11 protein-coding genes are annotated in these 12,854 nt (G+C 73.8%); 10 read left to right on the top strand and 1 reads right to left on the bottom strand.

Going from position 1 to position 12,854, the window contains the following annotated elements:
• Window positions 1-100: 100 nt before the first annotated feature.
• From mihF to metK, 5 genes are all read left to right on the top strand, one after another.
• Window positions 101-424, top strand: a complete 324-nt coding sequence (gene mihF, locus ACQPY4_RS27265) for an integration host factor, actinobacterial type (RefSeq protein ID WP_433325459.1) — start codon at window positions 101-103, stop codon at window positions 422-424.
• Window positions 425-518: 94 nt separating this feature from the next.
• Window positions 519-1,103, top strand: a complete 585-nt coding sequence (gene gmk / locus ACQPY4_RS27260) for a guanylate kinase (RefSeq protein WP_433339040.1) — start codon at window positions 519-521, stop codon at window positions 1,101-1,103.
• 93 nt (window positions 1,104-1,196) lie between these two features.
• Entirely contained in the window at window positions 1,197-1,466 is a 270-nt protein-coding gene (gene rpoZ / locus ACQPY4_RS27255; RefSeq protein WP_433325457.1) for a DNA-directed RNA polymerase subunit omega, read from the top strand.
• Between the two features lie 32 nt (window positions 1,467-1,498).
• Complete coding sequence (gene coaBC / locus ACQPY4_RS27250; protein ID WP_433325455.1) at window positions 1,499-2,740, top strand: bifunctional phosphopantothenoylcysteine decarboxylase/phosphopantothenate--cysteine ligase CoaBC; 1,242 nt, start codon at window positions 1,499-1,501, stop codon at window positions 2,738-2,740.
• 170 nt (window positions 2,741-2,910) lie between these two features.
• Window positions 2,911-4,104: a methionine adenosyltransferase gene (gene metK / locus ACQPY4_RS27245; protein ID WP_433325453.1), complete on the top strand. Its 1,194-nt coding sequence runs from the start codon at window positions 2,911-2,913 to the stop codon at window positions 4,102-4,104.
• A 57-nt stretch (window positions 4,105-4,161) separates the two neighbouring features.
• Here metK and ACQPY4_RS27240 read toward each other — a convergent pair whose 3' ends face one another.
• Entirely contained in the window at window positions 4,162-5,808 is a 1,647-nt protein-coding gene (locus tag ACQPY4_RS27240) for an MFS transporter (protein WP_433325451.1), read from the bottom strand.
• Window positions 5,809-5,972: 164 nt separating this feature from the next.
• Here ACQPY4_RS27240 and ACQPY4_RS27235 point away from each other — a divergent pair, with 164 nt between their 5' ends.
• The 5 genes from ACQPY4_RS27235 to ACQPY4_RS27215 all read left to right on the top strand — a co-directional run bounded on the left by ACQPY4_RS27235 (window position 5,973) and on the right by ACQPY4_RS27215 (window position 12,854).
• Window positions 5,973-8,024, top strand: a complete 2,052-nt coding sequence (locus ACQPY4_RS27235; protein ID WP_433325449.1) for a primosomal protein N' — start codon at window positions 5,973-5,975, stop codon at window positions 8,022-8,024.
• Between the two features lie 75 nt (window positions 8,025-8,099).
• Window positions 8,100-9,905 carry a hypothetical protein gene (locus tag ACQPY4_RS27230; RefSeq protein WP_433325447.1) on the top strand — a complete coding sequence of 602 codons (1,806 nt, stop codon included), beginning with the start codon at window positions 8,100-8,102 and terminating at the stop codon, window positions 9,903-9,905.
• Window positions 9,906-9,957: 52 nt separating this feature from the next.
• A complete protein-coding gene (def, locus tag ACQPY4_RS27225; protein WP_433325445.1) occupies window positions 9,958-10,503 on the top strand; it encodes a peptide deformylase in 546 nt (181 codons plus the stop codon).
• Window positions 10,504-11,430, top strand: a complete 927-nt coding sequence (gene fmt, locus ACQPY4_RS27220) for a methionyl-tRNA formyltransferase (RefSeq protein ID WP_433325443.1) — start codon at window positions 10,504-10,506, stop codon at window positions 11,428-11,430.
• Window positions 11,430-12,854 carry an RsmB/NOP family class I SAM-dependent RNA methyltransferase gene (locus ACQPY4_RS27215; RefSeq protein ID WP_433325441.1) on the top strand — a complete coding sequence of 475 codons (1,425 nt, stop codon included), beginning with the start codon at window positions 11,430-11,432 and terminating at the stop codon, window positions 12,852-12,854. Before fmt ends, ACQPY4_RS27215 begins: the two co-directional genes overlap by 1 nt.

Genomic DNA, 12,854 nt, shown 5'->3' with positions numbered 1-12,854 from the left:
CGGGTAAAACGGCACTTCACGTTGCCTTATGGGGCGTGAACTCGCTAACTTCCCAACCCGTCCGACTACTCCGTCGAGTGGAAACCTGAGGTGACCCGGCGTGGCTCTTCCGCCCCTAACCCCCGAACAGCGCGCCGCAGCCCTTGAGAAGGCTGCCAAGGCCCGCAAAGAGCGGGCCGAGGTTAAGAATCGGCTGAAGCACGGGGGAACCACCCTTGCCGAGGTTCTCAAGGAGGGGCAGTCCGACGACGTCATCGGGAAGATGAAGGTGTCGGCCCTCCTGGAATCACTGCCCGGTGTGGGCAAGGTCCGTGCGAAGCAGATCATGGAGCGTCTGGGCATCGCCGAATCCCGCCGTGTGCGGGGCCTCGGCGCCAACCAGCGCGCCTCCCTGGAGCGTGAGTTCGGCGGTAGTGGAAACTGATCACCGATTCACGGACGGGCGCGGCGGTCCTTCCGCCGCGGCCGGCCCCGGCCTCACCGGGGGCGGCACCACCCCGCCCAACTCCGGCGCACCCATTCCTGCGCCGGACGGCTCCCCGTCGCAAGACCAGCTCACACGGCGCCTGACGGTCCTCTCCGGCCCGTCCGGCGTGGGAAAGAGCACGGTCGTCGCCGAGATCCGGCGGGCCCACCCGCAGGTGTGGCTGTCGGTCTCGGTGACAACCCGGTCCCCGCGGCCGGGTGAGAAGCACGGTGTGCAGTACTTCTTCGTCGACGACGCCGGTTTCGACCGGCTCGTCGCCGAAGGGGAATTGCTCGAATGGGCCGAATTCGCGGGGAATCGCTATGGAACCCCCCGAGGCCCCGTCCAGGAGAGGCTCGCCCGAGGCGAGCCCGTCCTCCTGGAGATCGACCTTCAGGGCGCGCGCCAGGTCCGGCACTCGATGCCGGACGCGCGGCTGGTCTTCCTCGCCCCGCCCAGCTGGGACGAGCTGGTGCGCCGCCTGGTCGGGCGCGGAACCGAACCCCCCGAGGTGATCGAACGGCGGCTTGAGGCCGCCCGCGTCGAGCTCGCCGCGGAGAAGGAGTTCGACGTGACCCTCGTCAACACCGCCGTCACCGACGTGTGCCGCGACCTGCTGGCCCTGATGCGGCGGTAGACTGTCCGGCGTTCGCGCCCTGACGGCGCGATGATCACCGGCGGGCCCCCGAGCGGGAGCCGTTTTCCCGGTGCTGAGAAAGACTTTCCTCTAATGAAAGGTGACGGCGTGGCTGCCAGCAGCGAAGGCATCACCAACCCGTCGATCGACGAGCTCCTCGAGGTCGTCGACACCAAGTACGGCCTCGTGAGCATCGCGGCCAAGCGCGCCCGGCAGATCAACGCCTACTACGCCCAGCTGGGCGAGGGCCTGCTGGAGTACGTGGGCCCGCTCGTCGAGACCCAGGTGCAGGAGAAGCCCCTGTCGATCGCGCTGCGCGAGACCCGCGAGGGCCTGCTCAACGCCGAGCCCATCGAGGGCTGAGACCCGATCCGCGGTACGGCTGAGGCGATCCCATGACCTCCGGCGGCAGCGAGCCCGCCCGGCCCTCGGGGGCCGGGCCGCGCGTCGTCCTCGGCGTCAGCGCCGGCATCGCGGCCTACAAGGTGTGCGAGCTGCTGCGCAGGCTCACCGAGTCCGGGCACGACGTCCGCGTGGTGCCCACGGCCGACGCGCTCCGCTTCGTCGGCGAACCGACCTGGGCCGCCCTGTCGGGCCACCCCGTCTCCACCCAGGTGTGGGACGGGGTCGCGGGCGTCCCCCACGTCCGGCTCGGCCAGGAGGCCGACCTGGTCCTCGTCGCCCCCGCCACCGCCGACCTGCTGGCCAGGGCGGCGCACGGGCTGGCCGACGACCTGCTCACCAACACCCTGCTCACCGCGCGGTGCCCGGTCGTGTTCGCCCCGGCCATGCACACCGAGATGTGGGAGCACCCGGCCACCCGGGCCAACGTCGAGACGCTCCGCTCGCGCGGCGCCATCGTCGTCGAGCCCGCCTCCGGCCGCCTCACCGGCAAAGACACCGGCCCCGGGCGCCTGCCCGACCCGGCCGAGCTGTTCGAGGTCGCCCGGCGCGTCCTCGACCGCGGCGCCCGGGGCGCCGAACTCGATCTGGCCGGACGCCACGTGGTGGTCTCGGCGGGCGGCACCCGCGAGCCCCTCGACCCCGTCCGGTACCTGGGCAACCGCTCCTCGGGCCTCCAGGGCTACGCCCTGGCCCGCACGGCCGTGGCCAGGGGAGCGACCGTCACCCTGGTCGCGGGCAATGTCAGCCTGCCCGACCCGGCGGGCGCGCACGTCGTCCCCGTGGGGACGGCCGAGGAGATGCGCGAGGCCGTGCTCGCGGCGGCCGGTGACGCCGACGCGGTCGTGATGGCCGCCGCCGTCGCCGACTTCCGCCCGGCCGACTACCGCGACAGCAAGATCAAGAAGGCGTCCGGGGCCGAGCCCGAGCCGATCAGGCTCGTCAAGAACCCCGACATCCTGGCCGAGCTCGGCCGGGAGCGGCGCCCCGGGCAGGTCGTCGTCGGCTTCGCCGCCGAGACCGACGACGTCCTGGCCAACGGGCGCGACAAGCTCGCCCGCAAGGGCAGCGACCTGCTCGTGGTCAACCAGGTCGGCGCCGACCTGGTGTTCGGGCGCCCCGACAACGCCGCCGTGATCCTGGGCGCCGACGGCACCTCCACCGAGGTGCCGCGCGGTGCCAAGGAGGCGCTCGCCGACGTGGTGTGGGACCTGGTCGCCGAACGATGTCGTTAGTCGTGGTGGTACCTGGCGACCTAGTGAGGTTTGGCGATCCCCGAGGTCATTCCCTATAGACTTCGGCGGAATACGCGCCACGCAAGGGTGGGGTGCTCTCCTCGCCGAAATCGATCCGATAGTCCGTTTCTGCGACATCAGTCAGCAGCCGCTGCAAGGAGTTCACGTACGTGTCTCGCCGCCTGTTCACCTCCGAGTCCGTCACCGAAGGACACCCGGACAAGATTGCGGACCAGATCAGCGACGCGATCCTCGATTCCATGCTCAAGGACGATCCCAAGAGCCGGGTCGCCGTCGAGACCATGATCACCACCGGCCAGGTGCACGTCGCCGGTGAGGTCACGACCGAGACCTACGTGGACATCCCCGGTGTCATCCGGGAGAAGATCCTCGAAATCGGTTACGACTCGTCCAAGAAGGGCTTCGACGGCCATTCCTGCGGCGTGTCGGTGTCCATCGGCGCGCAGTCGCCCGACATCGCCCAGGGCGTCGACGACGCGTACGAGACCCGTGAGGGCGAGGGTGTCGACGACCTCGACCGCCAGGGGGCCGGCGACCAGGGCCTGATGTTCGGGTACGCCACCAACGAGACCCCCGAGCTCATGCCGCTGCCGATCACCCTCGCGCACCGCCTGGCCCAGCGCCTGTCGCAGGTCCGCAAGGAGGGCCTGGTCCCGTACCTGCGCCCGGACGGCAAGACCCAGGTCACCATCGAGTACGACGGCAACCGCGCCGTCCGGCTCGACACCGTCGTGGTCTCCAGCCAGCACGCTCCCGACATCGACCTCAAGGAGCTGCTGACCCCCGACATCGCCGAGCACGTCGTCGACCAGGTCCTCGGCGAGTTCGAGATCGACACCACCGGGTACCGCCTGCTGGTCAACCCGACCGGCCGCTTCGAGATCGGCGGCCCGATGGGCGACGCCGGCCTCACCGGCCGCAAGATCATCGTCGACACGTACGGCGGCATGGCCCGCCACGGCGGCGGCGCCTTCTCCGGCAAGGACCCGTCCAAGGTCGACCGCTCGGCCGCCTACGCGATGCGCTGGGTCGCCAAGAACATCGTGGCCGCCGAGCTCGCCGACCGCGCCGAGGTCCAGGTCGCCTACGCCATCGGCAAGGCGCACCCCGTCGGCGTCTTCGTCGAGACCTTCGGCACCGAGAAGGTCGACGTCGCCAAGATCGCCGAGGCCGTCCAGGACGTCTTCGACCTGCGCCCCGCCGCGATCGTCCGCGACCTCGACCTGCTGCGTCCCATCTACTCCCAGACCGCCGCCTACGGCCACTTCGGCCGCCCGGTGCCGGACTTCTCCTGGGAGCGCACCGACCGCGCCACCGACCTGGCCAAGGCCGCCGGTCTGTAGAACCGCCACGCACGACTCGGCCCCGGCGATCACAGATCGCCGGGGCCGAATCCTTTCTCAGTCACACGGAGTGCCGCGCAGGAGGCTGTAGCGGGCGCTGATGCGGTAGCGGCCGGGGCCGGGGGTGGTGAGGCGGACGAACTCGCCGTCGCCGTCGGCGGACAGGCAGGCCCCCTCGGGGCCGCGGACGTTGAGCCAGGGCGACCAGGAGATCCGCACCTGGATCGAGGCCTTGGCCGGGACGTCGAGGACGAGCTCGCGGGCGTTGATGCGGTCGACGGTCGCGGGCGCGGCGGCCAGCGGGGTCGGGGCGGCGACGCGGAACAGGCGCCACTTGTCGTCGCGCCAGATCTCCTCGAGGAAGGGCTGGCCCTTCTTGACGAGCTCGGCCTCCGGCCTGGCCGACCAGTCGACCTCCAGGGTGGGCAGGACGACGTACTGCACGGCCCACTTGTGCAGCCACGCGTTGTAGGCGGCTGGGGTGAGGGGGTTCTTCTTGTCGTAGAACAGCGCGTGGCGCTCGGCGTCGATCTGGCGGTTCCAGCCGCGGGCCAGGACGACGTGACGGGAGAGCCCGGCCGACTCCCAGTGCGAGCGCAGCGGGATCGCCTCGACCCGGCCGCGGTCGGCGCCCAGGCGGTGCAGGCGCGCGATGAGGTCCTTGGAGCTGCTCGCGGCCGTCTTGGCGGGACGAGTGTGGATCAGGTCGTCGACCGGCTTGACCACCTGCCAGCCCGCGGTGATCACGAAGGCGACGCACAGGACGCCGAGGCGGATCCGGTCGGAGGTGCGGGTGATCGCCACCAGCAGCATCACGCCGCTGAACAGCAGCGAGAGGCGCTCGACGTTGCTGCCGACGGGGGACGGGATGAACCAGGCCAGGGCGATGCCGAGCAGGTAGACGGCGGCGCCGACCCGGACGACCCGCCACTCCTTGGGCGCGCAGAACAGCACCGCGACGACGCCGGTGATCGCGGGCAGCACGATGGCCGTCAGCGAGATGGGCTGCACGCCCTGGAAGGGGAACAGCAGCGTCGTCGTCCCGACGACCAGCGGCGGCCCCAGCGCGAGCGCGACCCCGGCGTGGCGGCGTCCGGTCAGGAAGAGCGAGGCGGCCAGGACCATGATGAACAGCCCGGCGACCGGGCTGGACAGCGTGGCCAGCATCCCGAGGACCACCATCGCGATGGCGCGCAGGGGGCGGGTGCCCCGGGGCGAGAACGCCAGGACGGTGACCATCAGCGCGAACAGCATGCCGAGGCCGAAGGTGACCCGGCCCGAGGCGGCGTTGCACGACAGCGCGAACGCGGCCCACAGCGAGGCGGCCATGGCCATCGGGGCCTTGAACCTGACCAGGAGCATCGCGGTCAGCGTGGCCGAGAACGTGCCGGCGATCACGGCGACGGTGCGGATGCCGAACCAGGACATCAGGTAGGGCGACAGGACGCTGTAGTTCGCCGGGTGCATCCCCCCGTACCAGGCGAGGTTGTAGGCCTCGTCGGGGTACTTGCCCGCGAAGTGCGTCCAGGCGGACTGGGCGGCCAGGTCGCCGCCCTCGGTCGCCAGGACCAGGCCCCAGACCAGGTGCAGCACACCGGCGACGAACGTCGCCGCCGTCACGGGGTTGCGCGGGTCGAGCCACCGCCGCCAGGAGAAGACGGAGTCCGGGCGACGTTGCGGCGCGGGCCGGACCTGTGCGCCCACTCGCTGTTTGGTTTCGGCTGTGGTCACTGTGCCTACTGGGATTGGAGTAGCGGGACGCGGGGAATTTCGGGTAATGATCCAATGATCGGGTGGTGAGTTCAAACCGAACGGGACCACCCGGCGCCCACGCCTACGTTACCGTCCTGATCTGGTAGGACGGTGACGTGACGAAAGACGGGGCGGGAGCCGAGCCGCTCCCGGGACTCGGGGATCTCCGGCCGACGGCCGTGACCAGCGCCGATGCGAAGAAGAAGCGGCCCGCTCCGAAGAAGGGCGCCAAGCGCAGGGCCGAGCGGCTCGCGGTGGCGCGGATCGCCGTCGACCATCCGCTTCCGCACCTCGACCGCCCGTTCGACTACCTCGTCCCCGACAAGCTCGACGCCAAGGCCGTGCCGGGCTGCCGGGTGCGGGTGCGGTTCGCCGGGGCTCTGGTGGACGGCCTGCTGCTCGAACGGGTGGAGGAGAGCGATCACGAGGGCCGCCTGCTCTTCCTGGAGCGGGTGACGTCCCCCGAGGTGGTGCTGACCCCGGAGATCGCCGCGCTGGCCCGCGAGGTGGCCGACCGGTACGCGGGGACGTTCTCCGACGTCGTCCGCCTGGCGATCCCGCCCCGGCACGCGCGAGTGGAGGCGGAGGCCCCCGGGGAGCCGCCGGAGGCGCCGGAGCGGCCGAAGGAGCCCGGCCCCTGGGGCGAATACCCGGCGGGGCCGTCCTTTCTGACGGCCCTGGCCGAGGGGCGCGCTCCCCGGGGAGTCTGGACGGCGCTGCCCGGCCCGGCCTGGGCCGGGGCGATCGCGCGGGCCGTCGCGGCGGCGCTGTCGGCGGGACGCGGCGCGCTGGTGGTGGTGGCCAACGGGCGCGACGTCGCCGCGATCGACCGCGCCCTGACCGGCGAACTGGGGGAGGGCGCCCACATCGCGCTGACCGCCGAGCTGGGGCCGGAGGAGCGCTACCGGCGCTGGCTGGCGGTGCTGCGCGGCGCGCGGCGCGCGGTCATCGGGACGCGGGCCGCGATGTTCGCGCCGGTCGCCGAGCTGGGCCTGGTGGTGCTCTGGGACGACGGTGACGACGTCCACCCCGATCCGCACGCGCCGTACCCGCACCCGCGCGAGGTGCTGGCGCTGCGCGCGCACAGGTCCGACGCCGCCGCCCTGTTCGGCGGCTACACGCGGACGACCGACGCGACCCAGCTCGTGGAGTCGGGGTGGGCCCACGCCCTGGCCGCCGACCGGCCGCGGATCCGCGAGGTCATGCCGCGCGTGCGTCCGGCGGGCGACGACGCCGAGCTGGCCCGCGACGGCGCCGCACGCGCGGCGCGCCTGTCCAAGGCCGCGTTCGAGGCCGCCAGGCGCGCGCTGGAGGACGGGCCCGTCCTCGTGCAGGTGCCGCGCCGGGGGTACCTGCCGGGCCTGGCGTGCGTGCGCTGCCGCACCGCCGCCAGGTGCGGCGCCTGCCAGGGGCCCCTCGCGCTGCGGTCGGCCCACGCGGCGCCCTACTGCCGCTGGTGCGGCCGTATCGCGGGCGACTGGGCCTGTCCCGAATGCGGGACGCGTCACTTCCGCGCGGTGGTGGTCGGCGCGCGCCGGACGGCCGAGGAGCTCGGCCGGGCGTTCCCGGGCGCCGTGGTGCGCACGTCGGGACGCGACGCGATCCTCGACCGGATCGGCCCCGAGCGGGCCCTGGTGGTGGCGACGCCGGGGGCCGAGCCGGTGGCCGAGGACGGCTACGCCGCCGCGTTGCTGCTGGACGGCTGGGTGCTGCTCGGCCGCGCCGATCTGCGGGCGGGGGAGGAGACCCTGCGGCGCTGGATGAACGCCGCCGCGCTGGTCCGGCCGTCCGGTGCGGTCGTGGTCGGCGCGGACGCGGGCCTGGCCGAGGTCCAGGCCCTGCTGCGCTGGGACCCGGTCACCTACGCCGAGCGCGAGCTGGGCGAGCGCCGCGAGGTCGGCTTCCCGCCCGCCGTGCGGATGGCCTCGCTGACGGCGTCGCCGGCGGCGATCAGGGAGCTGCTGGCCGACGCGCGGCTGCCGGACGACGCCGAGGTCCTCGGGCCCGTCCCGATCGCGGACGAGGGCAAGGAACGCGCGCTCGTCCGCGTCCCACGCGCCCACGCCCTGGCCATGGCCAAGGCGCTCCAGGCCGCGCAAGGCATCCGCAGCGCCCGCCGGGCGACCGAGGTCGTCCGGGTCCAGATCGACCCGCTCGATCTCATCTGAGCGGAGCGCGCGTCCGGGGGCCTGTTCCCGGCGAAGCCCACCGGAGGCCCACCGGACACGCACTAGGGTTCAGGGGTGGCCGACAACTGGGTGAAAACCGCCGTCCGAGACCTGCGCGCATGGGCGGAGGCACGGGGCGCCGACGTGGACGTCCAGGGCGCGGAGCTGCTGCTGGAGCTGGCGCGCGACGAGGTGGGGCTGAGCGGTCCCGGCGGCCTGACCCCCGACACGCTGGGCGAGCTGCTCCTGGAGGCGTTCCCCGAGACGGTGGTGGCCGAGGGCGACGAGGTGCCCGCGATCCTGGCCACCGTCCGCCAGGTGCTGGCGTTCCTGGGCGAGACCGACGTCCTTCCGCAGGGACGGGACGCCGAGCTCATCGCCGAGCTCGACCGGATCGCCCCCGAGTTCGCCGACGCCGTCGAGCAGGCCGACAGCGAGGAGCGCCGGACGGCCGCCGAGGTGATCTCCGGCATGATGCGCGCCGACGGCGTGCCGCTGGACGACCAGGACGCGGTCGAGCGCTGGGTCCGTGCTTTCGAGGCGCTGCCCGACGACGAGCGCTACGCCCGCACCGAGGAGTACCTGCGGCGCGCCGAGGAGATGGTCGTCCCGCCGGTCCGGCTGGCGCCCGAGGCCGAACTGGCCGCCGCCGCCCGCGACTCGGCGCTGACCGTCCAGGCCGTGGCCCTGGCCGAGTGGGTGGGCGAGCGTCCCGTCGACGACTACGGCCAGCTGCCGGTGGACGAGGCCGAGCAGGCCCTGGCGGCCCTCGCGCTGCCCAGCCCGCGCCGCGTCGAGGGCCCCGCCGACTCCCAGGCCGACCTGCCCGAGCTCGACCGGCTCTGGTGGGCCGCGGCCGACGCCGAGGTGATCGTCACCGCCGAGGGCGAGACCGGGCCCGGCCCGGCGCTGGACGCCCTGCGTTCCGGCGACGACGCGGCGTTCCTGGCGGCCTGGCTGCGCCTGTTCGACGCCGCCGCCGTCCCCGAGCACGACGCCGAGGACGGCCTCGACCCGATCGAGCTGGTGCAGAACGAGCTGACCGGCGTCCTGATCCACCTCTACGAGCAGGAACGGCCGTCCTCGCACGCGGTGCTGGCGGCGACGCTGACCGACCACATCGCCGAGTCCTACGACGTGTCCGACGAGCCGGGCCTGGCGGCCGCCGTCCGCGAGTCGCTCGCGCTGGAGCTGGACGACCTGGTCCGCTGGGACGTGGCCGAGGCCGACGGCGACGGGTACGCCCTCACCCCGCTGGGCGTGTGGGCCGTGCGCGAGCTGCTGGTCGCCGACGGGTTCTCCGCACCCGTCGTGGGCGACCTGGCGTCCGCGCCCGCCGCCGAGCTGGTCGCGGGGCTGACCTGGCACCGGCACGACACCGCCGACGAGGAGATCGACGGCTGGCTCGACGGCCGCGACCCCCAGGTCGCGGCGGCCGGTCTGCTGGAGGTCATGCGGACGGGCGGCCCCGGCCACCGCAACCTGGCCGCCGCCGTCCTGGGCCGGGTCGGCCCGGGCGCGCTGCCGGTCGTCGCCGAGGCCGAGGACGACCCGCTGATCGGCCCGCACGTGACGCTGTGGCTCAACGAGCACGGCGACGGCGAGCCCGAGGACCTCGGCCGCGAGGCGTACCTGTGGCTGTTCGTCGACACCGTCGCCGGGATGCTGGAGACCAGCGAGCCGGGGGACGCCGTGGCGGCCGCGCTGACCGACGTCCCGCCGGACGCCGAGATGGCCGCCATGGTCGAGGAGATGTGGCGCGCGGGCCACCCGGACGCCGCCGAGGTGCTGGACGCGCTGGGGGCGCACCACCCCGACAAGGCCACCGCGAAGGCGGCGCGCACCGCCGCCTACAAGGCGCGGTCAACCCGGAGGGCCTGAAGCCTCCGTAGACTTGTCACCGCAAGTCCATCCGCAGGAAACGGAGCCCTCGTTGGCCGTCAAGCCCATCCGCCTCTTCGGCGATCCCGTGCTGCGCACCGCCGCCGACCCGGTGAAGGACTTCGACAAGGAGCTGCGCCAGCTCGTCAAGGACCTCACCGACACGATGATCGACGCCCCGGGGGCCGGTCTGGCCGCGCCGCAGCTGGGCGTCGGCCTGCGGGTCTTCACCTACTACGTCGACGACCGGCTCGGCCATGTGGTCAATCCCACGCTCGACCTGTCCGACGAGCGGGAGACCGACGACGAGGGCTGCCTGTCGCTGCCCGGTATGGCGTTCCCCACGCCCCGGGCGGTGCGCGCGGTGGCCAAGGGCTTCAACATGCACGGCGAGCCGATCACGCTGGAGGGCACCCATCTGCTGGCCCGCTGCGTGCAGCACGAGACCGACCATCTCGACGGGATCATCTTCATCGACCGGATGGATCCCGAGCAGCGCAAGGCCGCGATGAAGGCCATCCGCGAGGCCGAGTGGTTCGGCGATCCCGCCCCCGTCGTCAAGGAGTCCCCCCACCGCACTTTCGGGAAGGCCATCTAAGTGAAGCTGGTGTTCGCGGGGACCCCGGAGACCGCCGTACCGTCGCTGGACGCGCTGCTGGCGTCCGGGCACGAGGTGGCCGCCGTGGTCACCCGGCCCGACGCGCCCGCCGGACGGGGCCGCCATGTGGTGGCCAGCCCGGTCGCGCGGCGGGCCGAGGAGGCCGGGGTGGAGGTGCTCAGGCCGGCCAAGGCGTCCGATCCCGAGTTCCTCGACCGGCTGCGGGCCATCGCGCCCGACTGCTGCCCGGTCGTGGCCTACGGGGCGCTGCTCAAGCCCGCCGCGCTGGAGATCCCCCGGCACGGCTGGGTGAACCTGCACTTCTCGCTGCTGCCCGCGTGGCGCGGCGCGGCGCCCGTCCAGCACGCGATCCTGCACGGCGACGACATGACCGGCGCGGCCACCTTCGAGATCGAGGAGGGCCTGGACACCGGCCCGGTCTACGGGGTGCTGACCGAGCCGATCCGGCCGGACGACACCACCGGCGACCTGCTGGGACGCCTGGCCGTCGCGGGCGCCAAGCTGCTGCTCGACACCATGGACGGCATCGAGGCCGGGGTGCTGGAGCCACGCCCCCAGCCCGACGAGGGCGTCTCCTACGCCAGCAAACTCACCCCCGAGACCGCCCGCGTCGACTGGGCCAAGCCCGCCGCGCACGTGCACCGGCTGGTGCGGGCCTGCACGCCCGCGCCGGGCCCCTGGACGACCTTCCGCGACGAGCGGGTCAAGCTGGGCCCGCTGCGGCTCGCGGTCGGCGCCGAGAGGCTCGATCCGGGACGCCTGCGCGCGACCAGGAAGGAGGTCCTGGTCGGCACGGCCACCCATCCGCTCGCGCTCGGCGAGGTCCAGCCGCAGGGCAAGCGCCGCATGGCCGCCGCCGACTGGATGCGCGGCCTCACCCTCTCCGAGAAGGACGCGTTCGCCTGATGGCGCCCGACCGCAGACGCCAGGGCCACGGCCATCCGAGCCGCAACCGCAGGCCCGGCGGCCCGCGCGCGACGGGTCGTCCCGAAGACCTGGTCAGGCGCACCGCCTTCGACGTGATCCGCGCGGTGGAGACCCGCGACGCCTACGCCAACCTGCTGCTGCCCACGCGGCTGCGCGACCGCGGCCTGACCGGCCGCGACGCCGCCCTGGCCACCGAGCTGACCTACGGCACGCTGCGCGGCCGCGGCACCTACGACGCGGTGCTGGCGCTGTGCAGCGACCGCGAGCTGCGGCGCATCGACCCGCCGCTGCTGGACGTCCTGCGCCTGGGCACCCACCAGATCCTGGCCACCCGCATCCCGCCGCACGCGGCCGTCGGCACCACCGTCGAGCTGGCCCGGACGGTCTCGGGCCCCGGGCAGGCCAAGTTCGCCAACGCGGTGCTCCGCAAGGTCACCACCCGCGACCTGCCGGGCTGGCTGGCCATCGTCGCGCCCGAGGACGCCGACCTGACCTCCCGGCTGTCGATCGCGCACAGCCACCCCAAGTGGATCGTCTCGGCGCTGCGCGACGCGCTCGGCCCCGACCGCGACGAGATCGACGACCTGCTCGCCGCCGACAACGCGCGTCCGCGGGTGACGCTCGTCGCGCGCCCCGGCAGGGCCGAGCCGCAGGAGCTGTATGACGCGGGCGCCGAGCCCGCGCCGTTTTCCCCGTATGCCGCGGTGCTGCCCGACGGTGACCCGGCCGCGATCCGCGCCGTCCAGGACGGCCGCGCGGCCGTGCAGGACGAGGCCAGCCAGCTGGTCGCCCTGGCCCTGGCCGCCGCGCCGCTGGAGGGGCGCGACGCGTTCTGGGCCGACCTGTGCGCCGGTCCGGGCGGCAAGGCGGGGCTGCTGGCGGCGCTCGCCGCGCGGCGCGACGCCCGGCTGCTGGCCTGCGACGTCCAGCCGCACCGCGCGGGCCTGGTGCGGCGGGCGGTCGACGACCGCGCCGCGGTGGTCGTCTCGGACGGCACGGTCCCGGCCTGGCGTCCCGGCGCGTTCGACCGCGTCCTGCTGGACGTCCCGTGCACCGGCCTCGGCGCGCTGCGGCGGCGGCCGGAGGCGCGCTGGCGCCGGGGGCCCGAGGCCGTGGCCGAGCTGGGGCCGCTCCAGCGCTCGCTGCTGGGCAAGGCGCTGGAGTCGGTGCGCCCCGGGGGAGTGCTGGCCTACGTCACGTGCTCGCCGCACCTGGCCGAGACCCGCGTCGTGGTCGACGACGCCCTGCGCGGGCGCGACGACGTCGACCGGCTGGACGCCCCGTCCGTGCTGGCCTCGATCGCCCCCGAACTGACCGGCCTCGGCGAGGGCCCGTTCGCGCAGTTCTGGCCGCACCGGCACGGAACCGACGCGATGTTCCTGGCCCTGCTGCGCCGCCGCTGA

The sequence above is a fragment of the Spirillospora sp. CA-294931 genome, assembly GCF_050946795.1.
GTDB lineage: Bacteria > Actinomycetota > Actinomycetes > Streptosporangiales > Streptosporangiaceae > Spirillospora.
The sequence above is the reverse complement of the archived record's forward strand: the minus strand, read 5'-3'. Positions and strand labels throughout refer to the sequence as shown.

Coding starts and splice junctions, on each gene's coding strand:
- rpoZ (WP_433325457.1), top strand. CDS start 1,197: ATGAAAGGTGACGGCGTGGCTGCCAGCAGCGAAGGCATCACCAACCCG.
- coaBC (WP_433325455.1), top strand. CDS start 1,499: ATGACCTCCGGCGGCAGCGAGCCCGCCCGGCCCTCGGGGGCCGGGCCG.
- ACQPY4_RS27215 (WP_433325441.1), top strand. CDS start 11,430: ATGGCGCCCGACCGCAGACGCCAGGGCCACGGCCATCCGAGCCGCAAC.